Annotated in this window: 23 protein-coding genes; 18 read left to right on the top strand and 5 right to left on the bottom strand. The window is 68.0% G+C overall.

The genetic code is table 11. From position 1 onward, the window contains the following. The first annotated feature begins 29 nt into the window (after positions 1-29). Genes aceB through E5679_RS07745 form a run of 3 tightly spaced genes read left to right on the top strand, consistent with a single transcriptional unit; the run spans position 30 to position 3,738 of the window. Positions 30-1,628 carry a malate synthase A gene (gene aceB / locus E5679_RS07755; protein ID WP_138414507.1) on the top strand — a complete coding sequence of 533 codons (1,599 nt, stop codon included), beginning with the start codon at positions 30-32 and terminating at the stop codon, positions 1,626-1,628. Continuing rightward, a complete protein-coding gene (locus E5679_RS07750) occupies positions 1,628-2,932 on the top strand; it encodes a DUF6986 family protein (protein ID WP_171042283.1) in 1,305 nt (434 codons plus the stop codon). Before aceB ends, E5679_RS07750 begins: the two co-directional genes overlap by 1 nt. After that, on the top strand, positions 2,929-3,738 hold the full coding sequence (locus tag E5679_RS07745) for a bifunctional allantoicase/(S)-ureidoglycine aminohydrolase (protein WP_138414506.1): 810 nt from the start codon (positions 2,929-2,931) through the stop codon (positions 3,736-3,738). Before E5679_RS07750 ends, E5679_RS07745 begins: the two co-directional genes overlap by 4 nt. A 171-nt stretch (positions 3,739-3,909) precedes the next feature. On the opposite strand, the gene E5679_RS07740 is transcribed toward E5679_RS07745, so the two are convergent. Further along, positions 3,910-4,158, bottom strand: coding sequence for a hypothetical protein (locus tag E5679_RS07740; RefSeq protein ID WP_138414505.1), 249 nt, complete (start codon positions 4,156-4,158; stop codon positions 3,910-3,912). Positions 4,159-4,499: 341 nt separating this feature from the next. Between E5679_RS07740 and E5679_RS07735 the strand changes: the two genes are divergently transcribed. The 10 genes from E5679_RS07735 to E5679_RS07690 all read left to right on the top strand — a co-directional run bounded on the left by E5679_RS07735 (position 4,500) and on the right by E5679_RS07690 (position 14,815). After that, complete coding sequence (locus E5679_RS07735; protein ID WP_138414504.1) at positions 4,500-5,294, top strand: hydroxypyruvate isomerase family protein; 795 nt, start codon at positions 4,500-4,502, stop codon at positions 5,292-5,294. Positions 5,295-5,328: 34 nt separating this feature from the next. Beyond that, the gene (locus E5679_RS07730) at positions 5,329-6,207 is read left to right on the top strand and encodes a 2-hydroxy-3-oxopropionate reductase (RefSeq protein ID WP_138414503.1); all 879 of its coding nucleotides are present in this window, start codon (positions 5,329-5,331) and stop codon (positions 6,205-6,207) included. An 11-nt stretch (positions 6,208-6,218) separates the two neighbouring features. Continuing rightward, positions 6,219-8,006, top strand: coding sequence for a glyoxylate carboligase (gene gcl / locus E5679_RS07725; RefSeq protein WP_138414502.1), 1,788 nt, complete (start codon positions 6,219-6,221; stop codon positions 8,004-8,006). Positions 8,007-8,021: 15 nt separating this feature from the next. Continuing rightward, the gene (locus tag E5679_RS07720; protein ID WP_138414501.1) at positions 8,022-9,227 is read left to right on the top strand and encodes a glycerate kinase; all 1,206 of its coding nucleotides are present in this window, start codon (positions 8,022-8,024) and stop codon (positions 9,225-9,227) included. Beyond that, positions 9,224-10,567: an allantoinase AllB gene (gene allB / locus E5679_RS07715; protein WP_138414500.1), complete on the top strand. Its 1,344-nt coding sequence runs from the start codon at positions 9,224-9,226 to the stop codon at positions 10,565-10,567. Before E5679_RS07720 ends, allB begins: the two co-directional genes overlap by 4 nt. A gap of 22 nt (positions 10,568-10,589) precedes the next feature. Next, a complete protein-coding gene (bcp, locus tag E5679_RS07710) occupies positions 10,590-11,063 on the top strand; it encodes a thioredoxin-dependent thiol peroxidase (protein ID WP_138414499.1) in 474 nt (157 codons plus the stop codon). Between the two features lie 251 nt (positions 11,064-11,314). Then, on the top strand, positions 11,315-11,878 hold the full coding sequence (uraD, locus tag E5679_RS07705; protein ID WP_275092548.1) for a 2-oxo-4-hydroxy-4-carboxy-5-ureidoimidazoline decarboxylase: 564 nt from the start codon (positions 11,315-11,317) through the stop codon (positions 11,876-11,878). Further along, the gene (gene uraH / locus E5679_RS07700) at positions 11,875-12,216 is read left to right on the top strand and encodes a hydroxyisourate hydrolase (protein ID WP_138414497.1); all 342 of its coding nucleotides are present in this window, start codon (positions 11,875-11,877) and stop codon (positions 12,214-12,216) included. Before uraD ends, uraH begins: the two co-directional genes overlap by 4 nt. 6 nt (positions 12,217-12,222) lie before the next feature. Continuing rightward, positions 12,223-13,158 (top strand): factor-independent urate hydroxylase, encoded by a 936-nt coding sequence (gene pucL / locus E5679_RS07695; protein WP_138414496.1) that lies wholly within the window; start codon positions 12,223-12,225, stop codon positions 13,156-13,158. Between the two features lie 157 nt (positions 13,159-13,315). Then, entirely contained in the window at positions 13,316-14,815 is a 1,500-nt protein-coding gene (locus tag E5679_RS07690; RefSeq protein WP_138414495.1) for a nucleobase:cation symporter-2 family protein, read from the top strand. 85 nt (positions 14,816-14,900) lie between these two features. On the opposite strand, the gene E5679_RS07685 is transcribed toward E5679_RS07690, so the two are convergent. Next, positions 14,901-15,797 (bottom strand): AraC family transcriptional regulator, encoded by an 897-nt coding sequence (locus E5679_RS07685; protein ID WP_171042282.1) that lies wholly within the window; start codon positions 15,795-15,797, stop codon positions 14,901-14,903. 212 nt (positions 15,798-16,009) lie between these two features. Here E5679_RS07685 and E5679_RS07680 point away from each other — a divergent pair, with 212 nt between their 5' ends. From E5679_RS07680 to purM, 4 genes are all read left to right on the top strand, one after another. Beyond that, the gene (locus E5679_RS07680; RefSeq protein WP_138414493.1) at positions 16,010-17,635 is read left to right on the top strand and encodes an RCC1 domain-containing protein; all 1,626 of its coding nucleotides are present in this window, start codon (positions 16,010-16,012) and stop codon (positions 17,633-17,635) included. A 76-nt stretch (positions 17,636-17,711) separates the two neighbouring features. After that, the gene (locus tag E5679_RS07675; RefSeq protein WP_138414492.1) at positions 17,712-18,008 is read left to right on the top strand and encodes a hypothetical protein; all 297 of its coding nucleotides are present in this window, start codon (positions 17,712-17,714) and stop codon (positions 18,006-18,008) included. Between the two features lie 36 nt (positions 18,009-18,044). Further along, positions 18,045-19,646: an amidophosphoribosyltransferase gene (purF, locus tag E5679_RS07670; protein ID WP_138414491.1), complete on the top strand. Its 1,602-nt coding sequence runs from the start codon at positions 18,045-18,047 to the stop codon at positions 19,644-19,646. Then, entirely contained in the window at positions 19,643-20,821 is a 1,179-nt protein-coding gene (gene purM / locus E5679_RS07665; RefSeq protein ID WP_138414490.1) for a phosphoribosylformylglycinamidine cyclo-ligase, read from the top strand. Before purF ends, purM begins: the two co-directional genes overlap by 4 nt. 104 nt (positions 20,822-20,925) lie before the next feature. On the opposite strand, the gene E5679_RS07660 is transcribed toward purM, so the two are convergent. Both E5679_RS07660 and E5679_RS07655 read right to left on the bottom strand, forming a co-directional pair. Continuing rightward, positions 20,926-21,867 carry an NAD-dependent protein deacetylase gene (locus E5679_RS07660; RefSeq protein WP_138414489.1) on the bottom strand — a complete coding sequence of 314 codons (942 nt, stop codon included), beginning with the start codon at positions 21,865-21,867 and terminating at the stop codon, positions 20,926-20,928. Positions 21,868-21,876: 9 nt separating this feature from the next. Then, the gene (locus tag E5679_RS07655; protein ID WP_138414488.1) at positions 21,877-22,095 is read right to left on the bottom strand and encodes a DUF3073 domain-containing protein; all 219 of its coding nucleotides are present in this window, start codon (positions 22,093-22,095) and stop codon (positions 21,877-21,879) included. 202 nt (positions 22,096-22,297) lie between these two features. Between E5679_RS07655 and E5679_RS07650 the strand changes: the two genes are divergently transcribed. Next, positions 22,298-22,861, top strand: coding sequence for a septum formation family protein (locus E5679_RS07650; protein ID WP_138414487.1), 564 nt, complete (start codon positions 22,298-22,300; stop codon positions 22,859-22,861). 3 nt (positions 22,862-22,864) lie between these two features. Here the strand turns inward: E5679_RS07650 and clpB are convergent, their stop codons facing one another. After that, entirely contained in the window at positions 22,865-25,507 is a 2,643-nt protein-coding gene (clpB, locus tag E5679_RS07645) for an ATP-dependent chaperone ClpB (RefSeq protein ID WP_138414486.1), read from the bottom strand. Positions 25,508-25,521 lie beyond the last annotated feature (14 nt).

The following is a 25,521-nucleotide window of genomic DNA, read 5'->3' as shown; positions in this document are numbered from 1 at the left end:
CTCACATCAGGGAGAAGGAAAGCATCGCAATGGCCATCACCGTGACCGACCAGCACCCCGTGGACCGGGCCGAGGAAATCCTCACCGAGGAGGCACTCGCCTTCGTCGAGGAGCTGCACCGCCGTTTCGCCGGCGAGCGCAAGGCTCGCCTCGTGGCTCGGAAAGCACGACGCGCGGAGGCCGCCTCGAGTGGCCGGCTCGACTTCCTGCCGGAGACCGCCGACATCCGCGCCGGCGATTGGAAGGTTGCCCCGGCGCCCGCGCCGCTCCAGGACCGCCGCGTCGAGATGACCGGCCCCGCGAGCCCGGCGAAGATGGCCATCAACGCCCTCAACTCGGGTGCGAAGGTCTGGCTCGCCGACATGGAGGACGCCTCGAGCCCGCACTGGAGCAACGTCGTCGACTCCGTCCTCAACCTGCGCGACGCGGCCAAGGGCACTCTCTCCTTCACCTCCCCGGAGGGCAAGGAGTACCGCCTCCGCGCCGACGCGCCGCTCGCCGTCGTCGTGACCCGCCCCCGCGGGTGGCACATGGAGGAGCGGCACGTCCTGGTCGACGGCGAACCCGCCTCGGGCGCCCTCGTGGACTTCGGACTGCATTTCTTCCACGTCGCGAAGCTCCTCATCGCGTCGGGCCGCGGCCCGTACTACTACCTTCCGAAGATGGAGAGCCACCTCGAGGCACGCCTCTGGAACGAAGTCTTCGTGTTCGCGCAGGACTACCTCGGCATCCCGCAGGGCACCATCCGCGCCACGGTGCTGATCGAGACCATCCCGGCCGCGTTCGAGATGGACGAGATCCTCTACGAGCTCCGCGACCACGCCTCCGGCCTCAACGCGGGCCGCTGGGACTACCTCTTCAGCATCATCAAGTACTTCCGGGACGCCGGCGAGCAGTTCACGCTCCCGGACCGCGCGTCGGTCGTCATGACCGCGCCGTTCATGCGGGCCTACACCGAGCTCCTCGTCCAGACCTGCCACAAGCGCGGGGCCTTTGCGATGGGCGGCATGGCTGCGTTCATCCCGAACCGCAAGGAGCCGGAGATCACCGCCGCCGCGATCGAGAAGGTCCGCGCGGACAAGACCCGCGAGGCCACGGACGGCTTCGACGGCTCGTGGGTCGCGCACCCGGATCTCGTCGAGACGTGCCAGGAGGTCTTCGACCGCTTCCTCGGCGACAAGCCCAACCAGGTGGACCGCCAGCGCCCCGAGGTCCACGTGACGGCGGACCAGCTGCTCGACGTCTCCTCGGCTGAAGGCGTCGCCACCGAGGAGGGACTGCACCTCAACCTCTACGTCGCCGTCGCGTACACCGCGGTGTGGCTCTCGGGCAACGGCGCGGTGGCGATCCACAACCTCATGGAGGACGCCGCGACGGCCGAGATCTCCCGCTCGCAGGTGTGGCAGCAGATCCACAACAAGGTGGTCCTCGCGGACACGGGCAACACCGTGACGCGGGAACTCGTGGAGCGGATCCTGGCCGAGGAGACCGAGCGCCTGCGCGGCGAGGTCGAGGCGGATCTGTTCACCAAGTACTACGAGCCCGCGAGCCGCCTCATCGCGGACATCTGCCTCTCCGAGGACTACACGGACTTCCTCACCACGCCCGCCTACGAGCTGGTGGGCTGATGACTCAGCCCCAGCCCATCTTCTCCGCGGGCGACTATGAGCGGATCGACGCCGGCCTCGCCGACACCGATCGGCTCCTCGCCGCGGGCTACCCGGGGGACTCCGGCACCCGCCAGCCGGTGCACACGGTCTACGTTCCGGCCGACCGGTTCACGCCCTCGCTCGCTGCGGAGTGGGGCCACCAGGCCCTCGCCGCCGCCGGCGCGGCGGGCGGGATCCAGCGCCTGGCCGAGGTCGTGGGCCTCTCCCCCGAGCTCGCGGCGGAGGTCGCCCCGCGGGTGGAGTCCAAGCTCCGCGCCGAGCCCATCGAAGACCTCCGGATCGACTTCGAGGACGGCTACCTCGCCGCGGCAAAGTCGGGCGACCCCGAGGCGACAGAGGACGACGACGTGATCCGCGCCGCGGACCGCGTCACCGAAGCGCTCGCGGCCGGGATCGCGACGCCGTTCATCGGGATCCGCTTCAAGTGCTTCGAGGAGGCGACGCGGCGACGCGGCCTGCGGACGCTCGAGCTGTTCGTGTCACGCCTCGTCCAGCGGGGCGGCCTCCCAGAAGGACTCGTCCTCACGCTGCCCAAGGTGAGCACAGTGGACCAGGTCGGGGCGATGGTCTACGCCGTCGAACGCCTCGAGTCCGCGCTGGGCCTGCGCCGCGGCCGCCTCGGCTTCGAGGTCCAGGTGGAGACCCCGCAGCTCATCATCGGTGCCGACGGCAGCCACCCGGTAGCCCAGCTCCCGCACAAGTCCGAGGGCCGCATCACCGCGCTGCACTACGGCACCTATGACTATTCCGCGTCGCTCCAGATCGCGGCGGCCTATCAGTCCATGGAGCACCCCGCGGCGGACTTCGCCAAGGAGGTCATGCAGCTCGCGGTCGCCGGGACGGGCATCCGGCTCTCCGACGGATCGACGAACATCCTGCCCGTCGGCGACGATGCCCAGCGCGAGGAGGCCTGGAAGCTGCACGCCCGCCTCGTGCGCCGCTCGCTCGAGCGTGGCTTCTACCAAGGCTGGGACCTCCACGCGCACCAGCTGCCCACGCGGTATATCGCGACGTACGCGTTCTATCGGGAGGGCTTCCCCAAGGCCGCCGAGCGTCTCCGCAACTACGTGCAGCAGACCATCGGCGCGGTCCTCGACGAGCCGGCCACCGCTCGGGCCCTCGCGGCCTTCGTTCTCCGCGGCGTCCAATGCGGGGCCGTGGGATCCGAGGAGGTCCTGGCCCGCACCGGCCTCTCCGAGGCTGACCTCACCCGTCTGGCGCACCCGCGCCTCACCCCAGAACCCCAAGGAGCGTCACGATGAGCTACTTCTACCCCGAGGGCGGCCTGCCGCCGCAGACCCAGCTCCTCACCGACCGCGCGATCGTCAAGGAGGCCTACACGGTCATCCCCAAGGGCGTGCTGCGCGACATCGTCACGAGCATCCTCCCCGGCTGGGAGAACACCCGCTCGTGGATCATCGCGCGTCCCATCGCAGGCTTCGCCACGACGTTCTCCCAGCTCATCGTCGAGGTGGGCCCTGGCGGCGGCTCGAAGAAGCCCGAGCCTGAGGCGGGCGTCGAGGGCGTGGTGTTCCTCACCAAGGGCAGGCTCACCCTGACGCTCGACGGCGAGACCCACCACCTCGAGGAGGGCGGCTACGCCTACCTCGCCGCAGGTGCGGAGTGGTCCGTGGCGAACGACTCCGAGGACATCGCCTCATTCCAATGGATCCGCAAGGCGTACGAGCGGCTCGAGGGCTACGAGGCGAAGAGCTTCGTCACCAGCGACAAGGAGGTGGAGCCCACGCCGATGCCGAACGTCAACGGCGTCTGGTCGACTACGCGCTTCGTCGACCCGAGCGACCTCGCGCACGACATGCACGTGAACATCGTGACGTTCGAGCCCGGCGGCACGATCCCGTTCGCCGAGACCCACGTGATGGAGCACGGCCTCTTCGTCCTCGAGGGCAAGGCTGTCTACCGCCTCAACGACGACTGGGTCGAGGTCGAGGCCGGTGACTTCATGTGGCTGCGGGCCTTCTGCCCCCAGGCGTGCTACGCGGGCGGGCCCGGCCGCTTCCGCTACCTCCTGTACAAGGACGTCAACCGGCAGATCCGCCTCACCTGACGCCTTGTCCCCACGGCCCGCTGTGCGGGCCCCTCAAGCACGACGGCGTGGGGCAGGACTGGCACTGAGCCGCCCTGCGCCGTCGTACCCACCTCCGCCCCCGGTCGCGCAACACCGGGGGCGGAGCTGTTTAACGCAACGCAGCGGTACCCAACTCCGGCTCTCGCCCGCTCAGCCGGCGAGCTTCTCCGGTTCGTCGAGGTCGTCGTCTTCCGGCACCCACCGCACCGCGACCTTGGCGCCGTCGCCGTCCTCCTCGATCCGGAGGACCAGGTCCACCCCGCAGAGGTGCTCGTGCTGCGCGTACCGTCCGTCGGTCCGCGCGGCTTCCAGAAGTCGGTCGAGGGCAACCGCAAGTGCCCGTCCCCAGTCGCGGGGGTCAGTGCTCGAGGCGCGTTCCGCCCCCACATAGCTAGCCATACGGTCATTGTTGCCCGTGCTCAGGGCGAAAAGCCAGTGGTCCAAGGTCCCGCGACCCCAACCGAGCTCCCCACCTTCCACGCCGACCTCCCCAGTTCCTCAGTGCTGAGACGCGTCGCGGCGCAAGCGGGAGAAGACGAGGAGGCCCGGGGAACGGGCCCAATCCTCCACGCCGCCGCGGAAGCTGGGGAGCCCGGTTCAAGAACTGGGGAGATCGGAAAGCATGCTGACGCTCGCACTCGGTATACCGGGGTTGACCACGCTCACGATCGCCACCTACACTTTTCATCAAGAGAAATTCTTCTTCCGCAATGTGAAAGATGAACAGGAAGGCTGCGACAATGACGTACACGGTGAACTGCTCGATCCTGCTGACCGAGCTTCCGCTCCTGGAGCGCCCCGCGGCGGCCAAGGCCGCTGGGTTCGACGCGGTGGAATTCTGGTGGCCCTTCACCGAGGCCGTCCCCGCCGACGGCGACGTCGATGCCTTCGTCACGGCCGTCCAGGACGCGGGCGTCCAGCTCAGCGGGCTGAACTTCTTCGCGGGCGACATGCCCGGCGGCGACCGCGGCCTCGTGTCGTGGACGGGCCGCGGCAGGGAGTTCAAGGACAACATCGACGTCGTCGTCGCCATCGGCAAACGGCTCGGCACCAAGGCCTTCAACGCCCTCTACGGCAACCGCCTCGAAGATTCCACGCCTGAAGAGCAGGACGAGCTCGCACTGGAGAACCTCGTCGCGGCCGCCCAGGGGGTCGCGGCGATCGGCGGAACAGTGCTGCTCGAGCCGGTCTCCGGCACCCCCGCCTACCCGCTGAAGACGGCCGCCGATGCCCTCGCCGTCATCGGCAAGGTGCAGGCTGCCGGGGCCGAGAACATCAAGCTCCTCGCGGACTTCTACCACCTCGCGGTCAACGGCGACGACGTCCCGGCCGTCATCGAGCAGCACGCCAAGGACTTCGGCCACATCCAGATCGCCGACAATCCCGGCCGCGGTGCCCCCGGCACCGGCGAACTCCCCCTGGGCGAGTGGATCGCCCGCTCCCGGGAGCTCGGCTACGCGGGCTACATCGGCCTCGAGTACAAGGCGCCCGCCGCCCAAGCCTTCCAGTGGGCCATCCGCCCGGTCGCCGGCTGAGCCGCACCACGACGAAACACCTTCAGGAGAGAACATGAGCAACGTTGCAGTCATCGGTCTCGGCATCATGGGCCTCCCCATGGCCGTGAACCTCGTCAAGGCCGGGCATCAGGTCACCGGCTACAACCGCAGCCAGGACAAGATCGAGAAGCTCGTCAGCGAGGGCGGCAAGCGCGCGGCCAGCATTGCCGAGGCGGTCACGGATGCCGACGTCGTCATCACCATGGTGCCGGACTCCCCCGACGTCGAGGCCGTCGTGACCGGCCCCGAGGGCGTCTTCGCGAACGCCAAGGAAGGGGCCCTGTGGATTGACGCCTCCTCGATCCGGCCCGACGTCGCCGTCCGCCTCGCCGACCAGGCGCGGCAGGCCGGGATCCGGTCCCTCGACGCCCCGGTCTCCGGCGGCGAGCAGGGCGCCATCGACGCGGTCCTGTCGATCATGGTCGGCGGCTCCGCCGAGGACTTCGCCGCCGCGCAGCCGGTCCTGGACGCCGTCGGCAAGACGATCGTCCACGTGGGACCCTCCGGCTCCGGCCAAACCGTCAAGGCCGCGAACCAGCTCATCGTCGCGGTGAACATCCAGGCCCTCTCAGAGGCCATCGTCTTCCTCGAGGCCTACGGCGTGGACACCGACGCCGCGCTCAAGGTCCTCGGCGGAGGCCTCGCCGGCTCCAAGGTCCTGGACCAGAAGGGCCAGAAGATGCTGGACCGCAACTTCGACCCGGGCTTCCGCCTCGCCCTCCACAACAAGGACCTGGGCATCGTCACCTCCGCCGCCCGCGAGGCCGGCGTCGTGGTTCCGCTCGGCGCGGCGGTCGCGCAGCTCGTCTCGGCGCTTGTGGCCCGCGGCGACGGCGGCCTGGACCACTCGGGGCTCTTCAAGCTCACCAACGAACTTTCCGGAAAGAATTAAGGAGCACCGACATGGCAAAGATGCGCACTGTCGACGCGATCGTGGCCATCCTGGAGAAGGAGGGCGTGACCGAGGCATTCGGTTTGCCCGGCGCCGCGATCAACCCGCTGTACTCGGCGATGAGGGCCCACGGGGGCATCCGCCACACCCTGGCCCGCCATGTCGAGGGTGCCTCGCACATGGCTGACGGCTACTCCCGCGCTAACGCCGGCAACATCGGCATCTGCATCGGCACGTCGGGCCCGGCGGGCACCGATATGATCACGGGCCTCTACGCGGCCCAAGCCGACTCGATCCCGATGCTGTGCTTCACGGGCCAGGCGCCCGTTGCGAAGCTGCACAAGGAGGACTTCCAGGCGGTGGACATCGAGTCCATTGCGAAGCCCCTCACGAAGATGGCCATGACCATCCTGGAACCCGGCCAGGTTCCGGGGGCCGTGCAGAAGGCGTTCCAGCTCATGCGCACCGGGCGCCCGGGCCCCGTGCTGCTGGACCTGCCGTTCGACGTGCAGATGGCGCAGATCGAGTTCGACATCGACGCCTACGAGCCGCTCCCGGTCGAGAAGCCGCGCGCCACACGCAAGCAGGCCGAGAAGGCCCTCGACATGCTGACCGCAGCGGAAAGGCCGCTCATCGTGGCCGGCGGCGGCATCATCAACGCGGACGCTTCGGACAAGCTCGTCGAGTTCGCCGAGCTCCTCAACGTCCCCGTGGTGCCGACCCTCATGGGCTGGGGCGTGATCCCGGACGACCACCGCCTCACGGCAGGCATGGTCGGGCTCCAGACGAGCCACAAGTACGGCAACGCCACGTTCCTCGAGTCGGACTTCGTGATCGGCATCGGCAACCGATGGGCCAACCGCCACACCGGCTCGATCGAGAAGTACACCGAGGGCCGGAAGTTCGTGCACATCGACGTCGAGCCGACCCAGATCGGCCGAGTGTTCTCCCCCGACTTCGGCATCGTCTCCGATGCCGGCCTGGCGCTCGATGCCCTCATCGAGGTCGCGAAGGAGCGCAAGGCAGCGGGCGCCCTCCCCGATTACTCCGCCTGGGCCGAGTCCGCCCAGGAGAAGCGCGGCCGGATGCAGCGCAAGACGCACTTCGACAACGTGCCCATGAAGCCGTTCCGCGTCTATGAGGAGATGAACAAGGCGTTCGGTCCCGAGACGACGTACGTGACCACGATCGGCCTGTCCCAGATCGCCGGCGCCCAGATGCTGCACGTGTTCGGCCCGCGGAAGTGGATCAACGCCGGCCAGGCTGGGCCGCTCGGCTGGACGGGGCCTGCTGCCCTCGGCGTGGTGCGCGGCAAGCCGGGCGAGACCGTTGTAGCACTCTCGGGCGACTACGACTTCCAGTTCATGATCGAGGAGCTCGCCGTGGGCGCGCAGCACCAGCTGCCGTACATCCACGTGGTGGTGAACAACTCGTACCTCGGGCTCATCCGTCAGTCGCAGCGCGGCTTCGAGATGGACTACCACGTGTCGCTCGCGTTCGAGAACGTCAACGCGACCGGCTCCGAGGCCGCCCAGGCCTACGGCGTGGACCACGTCAAGGTGGCCGAGGGCCTCGGCTGCAAGGCGATCCGCGTGGAGCACCCGGACGATCTCGGCCCGGCCTTCGAGAAGGCCCGCGCCCTCATGGCGGAGTACAAGGTGCCCGTGGTGGTCGAGGCCATCCTCGAGCGCGTCACCAACATCGCGATGGGCACCGAGCTGGACAACGTGGTGGAGTTCGAGGAGCTCGCCCAGTCGCGCGAGGACGCCCCGACCGCGCTCGTGGCGCTGCTCGACTAAATCGAAGGAACCAGCATGAAGATCGTCCTCGCACCGGACAAGTTCAAGGGATCCCTCACCGCCCCGGAGGTCGCGGACGCACTCGCGGAGGGCCTCCGCGAGGTGCTTCCCGGGGCGGACCTGATCCTGGTCCCCGTGGCCGACGGCGGCGAGGGCACCGTGGGTGCGGCGCTCGGCGCGGGGTTCTCCCCGCGCCGAGCGCGCGTCTCCGGCCCTACCGGCGAGCCGCTCACGGCGGAGTTCGCCGTGGATGCCTCCTCTGCTAGCCGGTGCCGTGCCGTCGTCGAAATGGCCGCCGCCTCGGGCCTCGACGTGCTTCCCGGGGGCATCAAGGATGCCCGAAACGCCACGAGCCTCGGGACGGGCCAACTCATCCGCGCCGCGCTCGACGCGGGCGCCCGCGAGATTATCCTCGGCGTCGGCGGCAGCGCCTGCACCGACGGCGGCGCGGGCATGCTCCAAGGCCTCGGCGCGCGCTTCACGGACGACGGCGGCAACGAGCTCCCGCTCGGAGGGGCCGCTCTCGCCCGCATCGCCGAGGCTGATCTCTCCGGGCTCGACGCTCGTCTGGACGGGTCAACCCTGATTCTCGCGGCCGACGTCGACAATCCCCTTCTCGGCGAGCGCGGCGCTGCCGCCGTGTTCGGCCCGCAGAAGGGCGCAACACCGGCGGACGTCGCCGAGCTCGACGCCGCGCTGGCCCGGTTCGCCGAGGTCTTGGGCCGCGAGATGGGCGCCCGCACCGTTGCGGCCAAGGATGCCCCTGGGGCCGGGGCAGCGGGCGGCGTGGGGTACGCGGCGCTTGCCCTCGGTGCCCACAGGAGGCGCGGGATCGACGTCGTCGTCGAATTCACGGGCCTGCGGCACAAGCTCGAGGGGGCAGCGCTCGTCGTCACGGGCGAAGGCAGTCTCGACGCCCAGTCGCTCGCCGGCAAGGCTCCAGTCGGGGTCGCTTCCACCGGCCGGGCGCTCGGCGTTCCCGTCGTCGCTGTCTGCGGGCGGACCCTCCTCGACGAGGCGACGCTGCGCGGAGCCGGGTTCTCCGCCGTCCACGCCCTGACGGACCTGGAGGGCGACGTCGAGGTGTGCCTCCGCGAAGCACGTCGCCTCGTGCGGGAGGCGGGTCGCCTCATCGGGGCGGGCCTTCAGGGGGCGCTTGCGGGAACGTCGGACCCCCTCACTAACGTTGACACTGACAGCAGGAAGGAAACTGTGCGATGACTGACACCGGATTCGATCTGGTCATCCGCGGGCAGCGCGTGCTCACCACGGCCGGCATCGCGCCGCGCGAAGTAGGCATCATGGACGGGCGGATCGTCGCGCTCGAGCCGCTCGGCAATGGGCTCGCGGGCCGCGAGGTCATCGAGCTCGCCGACGACGAGACGCTCATCCCCGGCCTCGTGGACAGCCACGTGCACGTGAACGAGCCCGGCCGCACCGAGTGGGAGGGCTTCGCCTCGGCGACCCGCGCCGCCGCCGCCGGAGGCGTCACCACCATCATCGACATGCCGCTCAACAGCATCCCCCCGACCGTCAACGTCGACGCGCTCAGGGTGAAGCGGGCGGCCGCGGAGACGCAGTCCTTCGTGGACGTCGGCTTCTGGGGCGGCGCGATCCCGGGGAATACCGGTGACCTGCGCGCCCTTCACGATGAGGGCGTGTTCGGCTTCAAGTGCTTCCTGCTGCACTCGGGCGTCGACGAGTTCCCGCACTTGGACGTCGACGAGCTGGAGAAGGACCTCGCGGAGATCGCCTCGTTCGACGGGCTCATGATCGTCCACGCGGAGGATTCGCGCGCCATCGACCACGCGCCGAACCCCGAGGGCGACGTCTACGAGAGCTTCCTGCACTCGCGGCCACGGGGCGCGGAGAACGTTGCGATCGCCGAGGTGATCGAACGGGCCCGCTGGACCGGTGCTCGTGCCCACATTCTGCACCTGTCGTCGTCGGACGCCCTCGCGATGATCGCCACGGCGAAGCGCGATGGCGTCAAGCTCACCGTCGAAACGTGCCCGCATTACCTCACGCTGCTGGCCGAGGAGATCCCGAACGGCGCGACCGCGTTCAAGTGCTGCCCGCCGATCCGCGAAGCCTCCAACCGGGAGCTGCTGTGGAAGGGCCTGGAGGACGGGACCATCGACTGCATCGTCTCGGACCACTCCCCCAGCACCGTCGACCTGAAGGACCTCGAGAACGGCGACTTCGGCGTGGCCTGGGGCGGCGTCGCGTCGCTCCAGCTGGGCCTGCCGATCATCTGGACCGAGGCCCGTCGGCGGGGCATCCCGCTCGAGCGCGTCGTCGAGTGGATGGGGCGCAAGCCTGCCGAGCTCGCACGGCTCCAGCGGAAGGGGACGCTCGCCCCGGGGTACGATGCGGACCTCGCGATCTTCGCGGCGGACGAGGCGTTCGTCGTCGACGCGGACAAGCTTTACCACAAGAACCACATCACGCCGTATCAGGGAAAGACCCTCTCTGGCGTGGTGCGCCGCACCTTCGTGCGCGGCACCGAGGTGGATTTCAGCGAACCGAAGGGGCAGCTGATTCGCCGCGGCACGGCCTGATTCGATCTTCCCAGGAGGAACTATGACAACCACCACGAAGCTCGCTGCGGGGCAGCAGGCACCGGACTTCACGCTTCCGGACGCGTCCGGGAAGGACGTCTCGCTCTCGGACTACCGCGGCCGGCGCGTCGTCGTGTACTTCTACCCCCAGGCCGCGACGCCGGGCTGCACCACGGAGGCCTGCGACTTCCGCGACAGCCTTGACGCCCTCAACGCGGCCGGAGTGAGCGTTGTGGGCATCTCGCCCGATCCTGTGGAGGCCATCGCCTCGTTCGCTGACGACTACAGCCTCACCTTCCCGCTGCTCGCGGACGACGGTGCTGCCGTCGCCAAGGAGTGGGGCGCGTGGGGCGAGAAGATCGTCAAGGGCGAGGTCGTGGACGGCATCCTCCGTTCGACCGCTGTTGTGGCCCCCGACGGGACCATTGAGTCGATCGACTACAACGTGAAGGCCGACGGCCACGTCGCCGCCCTGCGGGAGCGCCTGGGCGTCTAGTCCCTTCGCGTTCCACCCGATCTTGGGGGGCTCCGGACATCCGGGGCCCCTCTTTTCGTGCTTCGCGTCGCCTAGAACCGGACAGGAACACGGCGACGACCCCAAGCGGAGTGGATCACACGCTAGGGTGTTGACAATCACATGAGCGTCCCCCAGAATATTTACACATGCTGAAATAACAGTTCCACGATACGGAACCAAAGAAACCGACGTTCCGTATAGCCGTCACCGTGGATGCCAGCATTGAGCAGTTGAGGACCCGACAAGCCATGTTGCTTGAACAGTTCAACGCCGCCCCCGCCGAAGAGGCACGAGAGCTCCTGAAGCCTTGCCTTGACGTGCCCCGCTGGATCGATGAGGTCATTTCCGCCCGCCCCTTCGCGAGCTTGGACGACCTCCTCGACACCGCGCGCACAGCAGCCGACCCCTTCACCTCCGCGGAACTCGAGGGCGCCCTCGCGCACCATCCCCGCATTGGCGAAAGGGTCAGCGGCAAGTCCACCGAGGCATCGATGTCCCGCAACGAGCAGTCCGGTGTGGACGAGCGCGATGCCGGCACGATCGCTGCGCTGGCCGAGGGGAACCGCGCCTATGAAGAGAAATTCGGCCGGGTCTTCCTGATCCGCGCCGCTGGCCGAACGGCCGACGAGATGCTCGCCGCCCTCCACGAGCGCCTGGGCCACACGCCCGAGCAGGAGGAGCCCGTCGTCGCACAGCAGCTCCGCGAGATCGCCGTGCTCCGTCTGAAGCAGAGCCTGCTGAAGCAGAGCCTGCTGGAGCAGAGCGTTCCCGGCGAGAGGAGCATGAGCTCATGAGCGTCTCCCACGTGACCACCCACATTCTGGATACCGCAGCCGGGAAGCCGGCTGCGGGTGTCGCCGTCGAACTCTACGCCCGCGACGGCGAGGCATGGTCCCAGATTGGAACGGGCACCACCGATGCCGACGGGCGGGTGAAAGACCTCGGCCCGGAGCGCCTGCAGAGCGGCTCGTACCGCCTGCAGTTCGCGACTGGGGCCTACTTCGCCGGCATCGGGCAGGAGACCTTCTTCCCGGAGGTTTCTCTGACCTTCACGGTCAACGAGAACGAGGCTCACTACCACGTGCCGCTCCTGCTGAGTCCATTCGCCTTTTCTACATACCGAGGGAGCTGAAGCGCCATGGCGCAGAACACCACTGAGAACACAAAGAGCGCGGTCGTGCTGGGCAAGAACCAGTACGGCAAGGCCGAGGTCCGGGTCGTCAAGATCACCCGGGATACTGCACGCCACGAGATCGAGGACCTGAACGTCACCTCGCAGCTCCGAGGCGATTTCGAGGCCGCGCATCTCGACGGCGACAACGCCCACGTCGTTCCGACCGACACCCAGAAGAACACGGTCTACGGCTTCGCACGGAACGGCATCGGCTCCCCCGAGGAGTTCCTCATCCGGCTCGCGAATCACTTCACGTCAGAGTTCGCCTGGGTCACCGGGGGCCGCTGGGAGGCCGAGCAGTACGCCTGGGAGCGCATCATCGCCCACGGCGAGGGCCACGACCACTCGTTCGTGCGGAAGGGCCAAGAGGTTCGCAACGCGGTCGTCACGAAGGACGGCGACAACCTCTACGTCATCTCGGGCCTCAACGACCTCACGGTCCTGAAGTCCACCGAATCCGGCTTCGTCGGCTACCCGAAGGACCGCTTCACGACCCTTCAGGAGACCACGGACCGCATCCTTGCGACTGACGTCTCGGCACGCTGGCGCTACAACAACGAGGCAATCGCGAACGGCACGGTTGATTTCAACAAGGCGTACGACGACGTCAAGGCCCTCCTTCTCGAGGGCTTCACCGAGGGGTACTCCTACGCGCTCCAGCAGACGCTGTTCCAGATGGCCCAGAAGGTCCTGGACGCGCACCCGGAGATCGACGAGATCCGCTTCTCCACGCCGAACAAGCACCACTTCGTGGTCGACCTGACCCCGTTCGGGCTCGACAACCCCAATGAGGTCTTCTACGCGGCGGACCGCCCGTACGGCCTCATCGAGGCGAACTTCCAGCGCGAGACGATCTCGGACGCAGGAAATGCCTGGGACGGCATCGCCGGCTTCTGCTGAGCCGCCTCTCCCACCCCAGCGCCAGGAAGGACGACGGCGGTGAACTCCGGCCGCCGTCGTCCTCCTGTGGGCTCGCCCCGCCGAGCCCGCCGGCTAGCCAATCCACACCCATCCCAAGTTGCGCACTCGGTATTCAAAGCTGACAAGGAGGTCTGCTGTGTCCCGAAAGACCGCACCCGCCCCCACTGCCGTCGAGCAAGCGGCCGTGAGCCCGGAAAATCAGAAGCTGCCCGTCCTCACGGCGTTCGCCTACGGCTTCCAGCACGTGCTCACGATGTACGGCGGCATCATCGCCCCGCCGCTCATCATCGGCTCGGCCGCCGGCCTCAAGGGGCCGGATCTGGCGCTGCTGATCACGGCTTGCCTCTTCATCGGCGGCCTCGCGACCCTGCTGCAGACTCTGGGCATCAAATGGTTCGGTTCGCGCCTCCCGCTCGTCCAGGGAACGTCCTTCGCCTCGGTCGCCACCCTGCTCGCCATCGTCAACGGCGGCGGTGGCCTTCCCGCGGTGTTCGGCGCCGTCATGACGGCCTCGCTGATCGGGCTCCTCGTCGCGCCGTTCTTCGCGAAGATCATCCACTTCTTCCCGCCCGTCGTGACCGGCGTCGTCATCACGACGATCGGCCTCTCGCTCGTCCCCGTCGCGGCGGGGTGGTCTCTCGGAGGGAACGCGAAGGCGCCGGACTACGGTGATCCGGCCAACATCGGCATGACCGCGCTGACGCTGGTGATCATCATGCTGTTGAGCAAGCTCGGCAGCGGCATGGTCTCGCGCCTGTCCATCCTCCTCAGCATCGTCATCGGCACCGTCATCGCGGCCATCCTCGGACGGGCCGACTTCTCCCAGGTCCTGAACGGCCCGATCTTCGCCTTCCCCGAGCCGTTCCACTTCGGCCTTCCGACGTTCGAACCCGCGGGCATCATTTCCATGGTCATCGTCGTGCTGGTCATCCTGACAGAGACCACCGCAGACATCCTCGCCGTCGGCGAGGTCACGGGCGCCAAGGTGGATTCGAAGCGGATCGCCGACGGTCTGCGGGCCGACATGCTCTCCTCCGCCATCTCGCCCGTCTTCAACGGCTTCACCCAGAGCGCGTTTGCGCAGAACGTCGGCCTCGTCGCCGTCACGGGCATCAAGAGCCGCTTCGCCGTCGCCGCGGGCGGCGGGGTCCTGATGATCCTCGGCCTCCTCCCCATCCTCGGGCGAGTCGTGGCGGCGGTGCCCATGCCGGTACTCGGTGGCGCCGGGATCGTCCTCTTCGGCACCGTTGCGGCTTCCGGCATCCGGACGCTCTCGAAGGTCGACTACAAGGACAGCATGAACCTCATCATCGTGGCGACGTCGATCGCGTTCGGCCTCGTCCCCGTGGTGAGCCCGAGCTTCTACGCGAAGTTCCCCACCTGGGTCCAGGTCATCTTTGACTCCGGGATCAGCTCCGCAGCCATCATGGCCGTCCTGCTGAACATCCTGTTCAACGTCATCAAGCGGGGCACGCCAAAGAGCCCCTCCGTGTTCGCTGCGGCCCCCACGCGGATGATCCCGCTCGTGGTCCTCGACGCGCTTGAAGACGGCGATCGCTGTGAGAACGGCAAGATCGTGGACAAGGAAGGCAACGAGGTCAAGGTGGCGACGACAGACGCCGCACACGACCACTGAGGCCCTGAAGCTTCGCAACACTGAGGTCGGTCCCGTTCTCCACGGAGAGGACGGGACCGCCCTTTATGCTTTTCAAAACGCCAGCTCAGCCGAAGTTCTTTCGATAGTCCCTCGGCTCAATTCCCGTACTCGCAATGATGGCCTTTCTCATGGCCCGGCCGTCGAGAAAGCCGCTGCTCCTCGCAACGCGTTCAAGACTCGCGTCGCGGATAGAGCCTGAGCCGAGAAGCCTGAGGGCTTCTTGAGTGCGATACGCGCGAATTGTATGCGTCATTCCTCCGCGTCCCGCAAATGCCCGCTGGAGCGCGCGAATCGAGATACCGAGGGATTTCGCGACTTCGGCTGGAGTCAACTCCTTGTTGCGGAAATCCTGGGCGATGATCCTCGTGGCCTCGGCCACCAGTGACTCGTCCCGGTCCTCGGACCACGCCTCAATTGAGGCCTCCACAAGGACTGCCGCACTCAGGCTCACGAGGAGATCCGCAGCGGCCGCGTCGTCCTCGCCCGATCGGAAGACCACCTCCGCCACGGCGCGGACGGCCGACATGCTCGCGGACGGTCCGCTGAGGAGATAGGGATTCTCCACGGAGAACACGAGCCGCCCGGGCGGCACGCCGCGCGTGAGGCTCACCACGATCACCCTCCCGGTGGATTCCATGCGCAGCCTGAGCGGCGAACTCTCGGCGTAGGCGACCATGCCGCCCGCCGGAATGCCCCGCTCTGCGAAGTCCTCGACGAACAACTGTGCGTCGAAGGGGAAGACGAGGTGGACGCAGTCGTCGTCCCCGTCGAAGATCGCCTTCCCCGTGGTGCGGGAAGGGGCGACGGCGGCATACGTCACCAAGACGTCGCGTGCGCGCACCGATCTCATGCGGAGGCCGAACTCTCCCGGCTCGCCGAGCGGGGCGATGAAGCCCTCGAGCTCCGCGAGCCCTTCCGCGCCCAGGAAATCATGCTGGGCCCCGTCCGCCCATTCGCTCACAGTCATCCCCCAAAATGTGGTTCCTCACCGATTTCAGGCTCCCAAGATAGCCCCGGCAGTGGACCACGGAGATCGACACGGAGAGCACTTAATGCTGCCCGTTTGGCGCTGAAATGCCTTTTCAACGACGGTGAATCGCGAAGCCCTCTACGGTTCAGAATGACCGGTTTCCTTCTGAAGCCGCCCAGCGAATCCTATGAGAAAGAGGCAGCATGACTGAGCCCAATGTTCCCGGCGGCCCGAACGGGGAAAATGCCGCCCAGGAAGAGGGAATTACCCGCCGCGCCGTGACGCGGACCGCGGCCTGGACTGTGCCCGTGGCGCTCGCCGTCGCCGCGGCTCCGCTGGCCGCGGCGTCCCCCACCGGCGGCACGATCGTGTTCGACTACCCCGAGTACATCGTGGGGCCCGGCATGACCTACGGGTCCATCACGGGCAAGGTCATCCCCAACGTCGGCACCTCGCTCCCAGCCACCGTCACCCTGACCTACCCGCCGGGGTGGACTGGTCCCTCGACAGCCAGCGTGGACCCGGCCACCGGGACCTTCAGCCTCAATGGCGTTGTGGCGCCGTCGTCCGTGGGCAGCGGAACGCTCACTGCCACTTCGTCGGGCTTCACGCCGGGCACCACCACGCTCACCGTCGCGATGAACCCTGTACCGGCCGCGACCGATGGCATTGTGTGGGGCGAGAACCTCGGGACCACCCTCTACCGGACTGGTAGCGTCATCCAGACCTACGCCGTTACGCCGGACAACCTCAACGGGGCCGGCACGCTCGGGGCGACCTCCATCATCGCGATGGCCGGCGGATATCGCGATCACAACAGCTACCTCATCCGCAGCGACAACACGTTGTGGAGCCATGGCGCAGGCTCCAACGCGTGCGCTCCGGGGACGACCTCGACGACGGCCGGCATCTTCGGCTTCGGCGGAGCCTCCGCGCTCCTCCCCGGTGAGCGCTTTGTCGACACCGTCGCCTTCACGGGCGGCGGCTACGTGCTCACGACCCACGGCCGGATCTTCTCGTGGGGCTTCAACACCGCGACGGGTTCGCTGGGCGACGGCACCAACGGCCCCGACACCAACGTGCCGAAGGTCGTGCTCATCTCTGGACCGGACGTGTTCATCAAGGCGATCTCGGCCGGGTACACCGGCGGCATCGCACTCGACACCAAGGGCCGCGTCTGGACGTGGGGCATCAACGACCAGTCCGACCTCGGAACAGGGCTGAGTGGGAACCAGTCCGTCATGAAGCCCGTCATCCTCCAGGACGGCACACCGCTATCGGGCGTGAGCCAGATCCGGGGGCGTTTCAAGGGCGGCCTCGCGCTCCGCAACGGCATGGTCTACAGCTGGGGCTACGGCGCCGGCGGCATGAACGCCAACGGCAGCAACTCGAACCAGAACTACGCAGCACCCGTGCTCACCGGCCCGGGGACTCCCCTGACCGGGATCGCCCAGCTGCCGAAGTTCTACCACGAGGCCTACCACAGCGCTGCCCTCGGCAGTAACAACACCGTTTACACGTGGGGCTACGGCTCGTACTACGTGCACTCCCCCGCGAGCCAGGCCAATCGTCAGTACGCCGCCCCTTATGCCGGAACCATCCCCTCGGGGACGATCAAGGAGATGGCCGTCAGCTACTACGGGGTGCACGTGCTCCTGACTGATGGTTCCGTGTGGAACTGGGGCTACGGCGCGTACGGTCAGGGCGCCGACGGCACCACGACGGTCTACCAGCGGAACCCAGTGCGTGCCCTCTCGGGCCCCGGTTCCCCGATCGTCGCGGGCGGCTTCTTCCCCAACAGCCATGGAGGCGTCTTCGCTCACAAGTAGTGGCTGAGGGGGCGTGCCGCGTCCCGCGCAACCCGCACGGGACGCGGCAGTTCGTCCGACTCGCTAGGCTAGATGCATGCCCTCGCAACGCCAGATCACCGTCCGCCGCGCGCCGAAGTTCGTGCCGTTCCTCGTCACGGGCGGCCTCCTCGGTGTGATCGCCGCGGCGATTTTCGGCTACAGCGGCCCCGTTCCGGACGGCTACACACGCGAAGCTGTGTTCGGCTACTTCCTCGTCCTCTTCGTCGCCGCGGGAGTTCTGGTGGGCGGCGTCGTCGTCCTGATCGTCGACCGTGTCAGCGTGCGGCGAGCCCGCCGCGCGACCGTCGAGGAGCTCCCTGATGACGCCGACGGCGAGAGCCCTGCATCCTGAGCCAAGGCGCCGCCGCGGCCATGAGACAATTGACCAGTGGTACGCGGTGACGGACTCCTCTCACTTGACCTAGACCCTGTTGACAAAGGCCCCAAGGACGCCTGTGGCGTCTTCGGGGTGTGGGCGCCCGGCGAAGAAGTCGCCAAGCTCACCTACTACGGTCTCTACGCTCTGCAGCATCGCGGCCAGGAATCCGCGGGCATTGCAGCGAGCGACGGTACGCGCATCAGCGTGTACAAGGACATGGGGCTTGTGTCCCAAGTCTTCGACGAATCGACGCTCAACACGCTGACCGGGCACATCGCCGTCGGCCATTGCCGCTACTCGACCACGGGTGCAAGCCACTGGGCCAACGCGCAGCCCACGCTGGGTGCCACGGCCAACGGCACGGTCGCCCTCGCCCACAACGGCAACCTGACGAACACTGCCGAGCTCCGGGACATGATCGAGGAGCTCACGGGCGGCCAGCTCACGGGCGAGATGAAGCAGGGCAATACGTCGGACACAGCGCTGGTCACGGCCCTCCTCCAGGGCGAGAAGGGCCAGACCCTCGAACAGACCGCGATGGCTCTCCTGCCCAAGATCCGTGGCGGCTTCTGTTTCGTGTTCATGGACGAGAGCACGCTCTACGCCGCGAGGGATACGTTCGGCGTTCGCCCCCTCTGCCTTGGGCGCCTCGAGCGGGGTTGGGTTGTCGCGTCCGAGCAGTCGGCGCTGGCTACTGTCGGCGCGAGCTTCATCCGCGAAATCGAACCCGGCGAGTTCATCGCCATCGACGAGCAGGGGGTTCGGTCGCAGCGTTTCGGCGAGGCGACTCCCGCTGGCTGCGTCTTCGAGTACGTCTATCTCGCGCGTCCGGATGCCAGCATCGCGGGCCGTTCCGTCTACGAGTCCCGCGTCGAGATGGGCCGCCAGCTCGCCCGCGAGAACACGCACGCGGCGGACATCGTGATTCCGGTGCCCGAGTCGGGCACGCCGGCCGCCGTCGGGTACGCCGAGGAGTCGGGTATCCCGTTCGCCCACGGATTCGTGAAGAACTCCTATGTGGGGCGCACGTTCATCCAGCCGTCCCAGACGCTCCGCCAGCTGGGCATCAGGCTCAAGCTCAACGCCCTCGAATCCGTCATCCGCGGCAAGCGGGTCGTCGTCGTGGATGACTCGATCGTCCGGGGCAACACCCAGCGCGCGATCGTCCGCATGCTCCGGGAGGCCGGCGCCAAGGAAGTCCACGTCAAGATCTCCTCGCCGCCCGTGAAGTGGCCGTGCTTCTATGGGATCGACTTCGCTTCGCGCGCAGAGCTCATTGCCAACGGCGCCACCGTCGAGGAGATCTCTCAGGCGATCGGCGCCGACTCGCTCGGCTACATCTCCGAGGAAGGGATGATCGCCGCGACCCAGCAGCCGCGCGCAAGGCTCTGCACGGCGTGCTTCACGGGAAAGTATCCGATCGAGCTGCCGAGCGCGGACAAGTTGGGCAAGAATCTGCTCGAGCGCGAGGCTACGGTCGAGGCCACCGAGGATGGGGCCACCGCGGACCCTGCCGACCGGCCCGGCGCGGCCGGCTGCGATCCGGGGCCCGGCTCTGAACTCGAATCCCTCCTGAACCAGGCAGAAGAACCCAACGAGGCCAACGTATGACGAACTCCGCTCCCCAGCCCATCGCACCCCCCGTCTCGAGCCCCTCGGCCGGCATCACCTATGCCGCAGCCGGCGTCGATGTGGAAGCCGGGGACCGCGCCGTCGAACTCATGAAGGACGCCGTGAAGGCGACGCACAGTGCCTCGGTGCTTGGCGGCGTCGGCGGATTCGCCGGGCTGTTCGACGTGAGCCGTCTCCTGACGTACCGCCGCCCCCTGCTGGCGACGTCGACCGATGGCGTGGGGACGAAGGTCGCCATCGCGCAGGCGATGGATGTGCATGACACGATCGGCTTCGACCTCGTGGGCATGGTCGTGGACGACATCGTCGTGGTAGGTGCCGAGCCGCTCTACATGACCGACTACATCGCCTGCGGCAAGGTCGTCCCCGAGAGGATCGCCGACATCGTCCGCGGCATCGCCGCCGCCTGCTCGGTGGCTGGAACAGCGCTCGTCGGCGGAGAGACGGCCGAGCATCCCGGCCTCCTCGGCGAGAGCGAGTACGACGTCGCGGGCGCGGCTACGGGGGTTGTCGAGGCCGACGCGCTGTTGGGCCCGGAGCGCGTTCGCACCGGCGATGTCGTCATCGGCATGGCTTCCTCGGGTATTCACTCGAACGGGTATTCCCTCGTCCGGCGCGTGATCAACCACGCTGGCTGGGCGCTTGACCGTCAGGTCTCCGAGCTCGGCCGGACGCTCGGCGAGGAGCTGCTCGAGCCGACGCGGGTGTATGCCTCCGACTGCCTGGACCTGGTTCGTTTCCTCAACACTGCCTCCGAGGCCGGTGCCGACCTCCCGCTCCGCGGATTCAGCCATGTCACGGGCGGCGGCCTCGCGGCCAACCTCGCGCGCGTCCTGCCGAAGGGCCTCCTCGCCACGGTCGACCGTTCCACGTGGGAACTCCCCGCAGTCTTCAAGCTCGTGGCCGAGCTTGGCGGAGTCCCCCAGGCCGATCTCGAGCGGACTCTCAATCTCGGCGTCGGAATGGTGGCCATCGTGGCCCCCGAGGCTGCCGACGCCGCGCTAGGTCGGCTCGCCGAGCGCGGCGTTCCCGCTTGGACCATGGGAACGGTGAGCGCCGACGAAAGTTCGGCCGCTGCCAGCGACCCCGACTACGTCCAGGGCGCGAAGGGTGTGGACGGCGGGGCCGTCCGCCTCGTCAACTCCTACGCCTAACGTCTCGGGTACGCCAACTGCGACAGTTGGCGTACCCGAGACGCTTTGAGAGTTGAGTTTCTGTACCCGAGACGGGGGGTGGGGTACCCGAGACGGGGGTGGGGTCAGAGGGCCGCCGAGAGCTCCTCAAGGGCCGCGCCGACGTCGGTCCGCCACCGCCACTGCGCTCGGCTGTCCCCGCGGGTCGGTCCCGCATTGACGATCCCCACTGGCTTCCCGTCCCGTACGGCGTCGAGCACGAACCGGAAACCGCTCATGACGGCGAGCGATGACCCGAGCACGAGGAGGCTCCGGGCGGAGGCGAGCATCGCCGTCGCCCGCTCCTTCCGCTCCAGGGGAACGCTCTCGCCGAAGTACACGACGTCCGGCTTGAGTTCGACGGAGCCGCACACGAGGCAGCCCACCATGCGGAAGCGGTCGACCCAGGCCTGCGGGAGCTCGACGTCGCCGTCCGGGTTGACCGTCGACGGGTCGAGGCGCACAGCCTCGGCGTAGCCCGGGTTCGCCTGGGCCAGCCGCTCGTCCAGATTCGAACGCCCCTCGACGATGCCGCAATTCAGGCACACCACCTTGTCGAGGTCGCCGTGCAGGGTGACGAGGTTGTGCGAGCCTGCAGCAGCATGCAGCCCATCGACGTTCTGCGTGACGACTCCAAGCACCACGGCGCGCGCCTCGAGCTGGGCGAGGATTCGGTGCGCAGCGTTGGGCCGCGCCCTGTCGATGTGCCGCCACCCGACGAAGCTCCTGGCCCAGTACCGGTGCCGTGCCGCGGGATCGTGGCGGAACTCCTGGTACGTCATGGGCCGATGCTTGCGCCAAGACCCGTGAGGACCCCTGTAGTCGGGTATGCCGGACGCCGTCGACACCCCTGCACCGGTGAGAGCCATGACGGCCCCCTCGCGGAGCAGATCGAGCAGACCGGCGCGAGCCACAGAGGAGTCCTGAGGTTCTACGGTTTCAACGACCTCACGTGCGATCGACCGGAGCGCTGCCGCGTGGGCTCGCGCAACTGCGGGATCGTGTCCTCGGTCCGCCGACTCGCTCATCAAGGCGAGTCAGCCGATACGGCGAGAATCCTCGTCGTCGTCGTCAAACTGATCGGCGTACTTGTCCTCGTAGTCGGAGTAATCCGGCTCGAGGTCGGCGTCATGGTGCGCAGGATGCGAGTTCGATGCGAGCTCGCGCTCAAGCGCCGCGTAGTCGGTACTCGGGCTGTAGTACTTGATGTCCCGAGCCTGCTTGGTTGCCTTAGCCTTTTGACGGCCGCGCCCCATGGCGTGACCCCCTCTTTTGCCTCGTCCCGGAGGTAGTCGCGAAGGCAGGCTCGCGAGGCCCCGGAGTCATTGATCAATTTGTCGTAGGTCTAGACTACATGTAATTGCGGTGGCCTGCGTATTCGCGGGACGTGCCGCGCTGGCAATCGGGGGCCCGCGAACCCCGCCTCCCACGAGCACGACGGAAGGGCATCGAATCCGCATGGAGACCGATCAGGGTTCCCACGGCGCCTCGGCCGAAGATGCCTCGAAACCGCTGACGCGCCGTCGGGCCCGGATTCCCGAGCGGCCTCGGCGGGAACCGCGTCGTCCGCGCTTCCCCACCACGGCCTGGGGTCGTATCCTCGCGGTCGGCGGCTGCGCGGTCGCGGTCCTCATCCTGTGGGCGGTCACCGCTTCGCTGCTGGCGAAACCCGGCGCGAGTCTCACGGCCGCCGCCAGCTACAAGGCCGGCGACTGCTTCTCGAACTTCGATGTGAATGCCGAGGCGAACCGGACGGTCCCCTGCACGGAAGCCCACTCGGCACAGCTCGTGGCCACCACCAGCTACTCCGTGGGGGACTCGTATCCGGGGAAGGACGCGCTCGAACAGCGGGCGGCCGACCTCTGCCGCCAGACGAAGCTCGCCCTTCCCTCGGATACCAGCAGTCTGAAGCAGCGCAACGTGTTCCCCACCCAGGACGGCTGGGCGACGGGCGACCGCCGCGTGGACTGCTTCGTGGAGAGCACCTCTGGCAACTCCCTCAGGACATCCCTGCTGCCCTGACTCTCAGGCCTCCTGCGCCGCCGGCGCCTTGCGTGTGACGCTCAGGCCACCCGTCGACGCCCCACTGAGGGCTTCGAGGTCGACCGAGACATCTGCGACGTCCACGAGCACCGTGTCCCCGTCGGTGATCTCGCCCGAGAGGAGCGCCCTCGCGAGCCGGTCGCCGATCTCGCGCTGGACCAGCCGACGCAGCGGCCGGGCCCCATAGGTGGGGTCGTAGCCGGACATCGCGAGCCAAGCGCGCGCACCGTCTGTGACATCCAGCGTGAGGCGCCGCTCGTGCAGCCGGCGCTGGAGGGCGTCGACCTGAAGCTGGACGATCTTGGAGAGGTCGTCCACGCTCAGCGGATCGAAGACGATGATCTCGTCCAGCCGGTTCAGGAATTCGGGCTTGAACGAGGAGTTCACGACTCCCATCACCGCATCGCGCTTCGTCTCCGCGCTCAGGTCCTGGTCCACAAGGAACTGGCTTCCCAGGTTCGACGTGAGCACGAGGATCGTGTTGCGGAAGTCCACGGTACGGCCCTGCCCGTCGGTGAGGCGGCCGTCGTCGAGCACCTGGAGCAGGATGTCGAAGACCTCGGGGTGGGCCTTCTCCACCTCGTCGAGCAGGATCACCGAGTACGGCCGCCGACGCACGGCCTCGGTGAGCTGCCCGCCCTCCTCGTAGCCGACGTATCCCGGAGGCGCGCCGACAAGCCGCGCGACGGCGTGCTTCTCGGAGTATTCGCTCATGTCAATCCGCACCATGGCGCGCTCGTCGTCGAACAGGAAGTCCGCGAGGGCCTTGGCGAGCTCGGTCTTCCCGACGCCGGTGGGGCCGAGGAACAGGAATGAGCCAGTGGGCCGATTCGGGTCGCTGATGCCCGCGCGGGCACGACGGACCGCGTCCGAGACCGCCTGAACGGCCTTCGTCTGGCCGATGAGCCGTTTGCCGAGTTCCTCCTCCATGTGGAGGAGCTTCTGGCTCTCGCCCTGCAGCATGCGCCCGGCGGGGATGCCGGTCCACGCGGAGATGACCTCGGCAATGTCGTCCGCCGTGACCTCCTCCGCGACCATCTTCGACTTTCCGATCGCCTGCTCCTCGGCGGCGGACGCCTCCCTGAGCTCGCGCTCAAGGGTGGGAATCTCGCCGTACAGGATGCGGGAGGCCTCGGCGAGGTCGCCCTCGCGCTGGGCCTTGTCCGCGAGCGAGCGCGCCTCGTCGAGCTTGGCCTTGAGGTCGCCGACGCGGTTGAGTCCCGCCTTCTCCGACTCCCACCGGGCGTTGAGGGCGGCGAGCTGTTCCTTCTTGTCCGCCATGTCCTCGCGGATCGCGGCGAGACGCTCGATCGAGGCCTCGTCGGTCTCGCCTTCGAGGGCGAGCTCCTCCATGGTGAGGCGGTCGACGGCGCGGCGCAGCTGGTCGATTTCCTCGGGTGCCGAGTCGATCTCCATGCGGAGCCGCGAGGCAGCCTCGTCGACGAGATCGATGGCCTTGTCTGGCAGCTGGCGACCGCTGATGTACCGGTTGGAGAGGGTAGCCGCAGCGACAAGAGCGGAGTCGGCGATGGCAACCTTGTGATGGGCCTCGTACCGCTCCTTGAGGCCGCGGAGGATCGCGACCGTGTCCTCGACGCTCGGCTCCCCCACGAAGACCTGCTGGAAGCGCCGCTCGAGCGCGGCGTCCTTCTCGATGTTCTCGCGGTACTCGTCGAGCGTGGTCGCACCGATGAGCCGCAGCTCGCCGCGGGCGAGCATGGGCTTGAGCATGTTGCCGGCGTCCATCGACGAATCTCCGGTGGCCCCGGCGCCGACGACGGTGTGGATCTCGTCGATGAACGTGACGATCTGGCCCTCGGAGCTGCGGATCTCCTCAAGGACGGCCTTGAGCCGTTCCTCGAATTCACCGCGGTACTTGGCACCGGCGACCATCGAGCCGAGATCGAGCGCCACGAGCGTCTTGCCGCGCAGGCTCTCCGGCACGTCCCCGGCCACCATCCGCTGGGCGAGGCCCTCGACGACGGCGGTCTTGCCTACGCCGGGCTCACCGATGAGCACAGGGTTGTTCTTCGTACGGCGGGAGAGGACTTGGACGACTCGGCGGATCTCGGCGTCGCGGCCGATCACGGGATCGAGCTTGCCGGACCGCGCGATGGCCGTGAGGTCCGTGCCGTACTTCTCGAGCGCCTGGAACGTGTTCTCGGGGTCGGGACTGTCAACCCTGCGGTCTCCGCGGACGCCTGGAAGCGCGGCCTTGAGCGACTCGAGGGTCGCGCCGGCGTCCCGAAGAGCCTTGCCGGCCGCACCGCCGTCGGCTGCCAGCCCGAGCAGGAGGTGCTCGGTCGAGACGAAGCTGTCCCCCATTCGCTCCGCTTCCTGCTGCGCTGCATGGATGACCTGGAGGCCCTGGCGGCTGAGCTGCGCCTGGGCCACGCTGCTGCCCGAGCTGGACGGCATGGCCTTGATCGCGGTGCTCGCGGCGACGCTCACCGCATCCGGATCCGCGCCGGTCGCGCGGAGGAGGGCGACGGCGACGCCCTCGCGCTGATCCATGAGCGCCTTGAGCAGGTGCGGCGGCTCCACCTGCGGATTCCCTGCGGTGGAGGCATTCATGGCCGCGGCCGAGAGCGCCTCCTGGCTCTTGGTAGTGAATTTGACGTCCAACGAGAGCTCCTTCC

The sequence above is a fragment of the Sinomonas gamaensis genome (genome assembly GCF_005876955.1).
In the GTDB taxonomy this organism is placed as follows: Bacteria; Actinomycetota; Actinomycetes; order Actinomycetales; family Micrococcaceae; genus Sinomonas; species Sinomonas gamaensis.
Note: the sequence above shows the minus strand (reverse complement) of the source record. Positions and strands in the feature narration are given on the sequence as shown.

Coding starts and splice junctions, on each gene's coding strand:
- E5679_RS07720 (WP_138414501.1), top strand. CDS start 8,022: ATGAAGATCGTCCTCGCACCGGACAAGTTCAAGGGATCCCTCACCGCC.
- gcl (WP_138414502.1), top strand. CDS start 6,219: ATGGCAAAGATGCGCACTGTCGACGCGATCGTGGCCATCCTGGAGAAG.
- E5679_RS07680 (WP_138414493.1), top strand. CDS start 16,010: ATGACTGAGCCCAATGTTCCCGGCGGCCCGAACGGGGAAAATGCCGCC.
- E5679_RS07650 (WP_138414487.1), top strand. CDS start 22,298: ATGGAGACCGATCAGGGTTCCCACGGCGCCTCGGCCGAAGATGCCTCG.
- E5679_RS07740 (WP_138414505.1), bottom strand. CDS start 4,158: ATGGCTAGCTATGTGGGGGCGGAACGCGCCTCGAGCACTGACCCCCGC.
- E5679_RS07750 (WP_171042283.1), top strand. CDS start 1,628: ATGACTCAGCCCCAGCCCATCTTCTCCGCGGGCGACTATGAGCGGATC.
- bcp (WP_138414499.1), top strand. CDS start 10,590: ATGACAACCACCACGAAGCTCGCTGCGGGGCAGCAGGCACCGGACTTC.
- uraH (WP_138414497.1), top strand. CDS start 11,875: ATGAGCGTCTCCCACGTGACCACCCACATTCTGGATACCGCAGCCGGG.
- allB (WP_138414500.1), top strand. CDS start 9,224: ATGACTGACACCGGATTCGATCTGGTCATCCGCGGGCAGCGCGTGCTC.
- E5679_RS07735 (WP_138414504.1), top strand. CDS start 4,500: ATGACGTACACGGTGAACTGCTCGATCCTGCTGACCGAGCTTCCGCTC.
- E5679_RS07660 (WP_138414489.1), bottom strand. CDS start 21,867: ATGAGCGAGTCGGCGGACCGAGGACACGATCCCGCAGTTGCGCGAGCC.
- E5679_RS07655 (WP_138414488.1), bottom strand. CDS start 22,095: ATGGGGCGCGGCCGTCAAAAGGCTAAGGCAACCAAGCAGGCTCGGGAC.
- E5679_RS07730 (WP_138414503.1), top strand. CDS start 5,329: ATGAGCAACGTTGCAGTCATCGGTCTCGGCATCATGGGCCTCCCCATG.
- purM (WP_138414490.1), top strand. CDS start 19,643: ATGACGAACTCCGCTCCCCAGCCCATCGCACCCCCCGTCTCGAGCCCC.
- pucL (WP_138414496.1), top strand. CDS start 12,223: ATGGCGCAGAACACCACTGAGAACACAAAGAGCGCGGTCGTGCTGGGC.
- E5679_RS07675 (WP_138414492.1), top strand. CDS start 17,712: ATGCCCTCGCAACGCCAGATCACCGTCCGCCGCGCGCCGAAGTTCGTG.
- E5679_RS07745 (WP_138414506.1), top strand. CDS start 2,929: ATGAGCTACTTCTACCCCGAGGGCGGCCTGCCGCCGCAGACCCAGCTC.
- aceB (WP_138414507.1), top strand. CDS start 30: ATGGCCATCACCGTGACCGACCAGCACCCCGTGGACCGGGCCGAGGAA.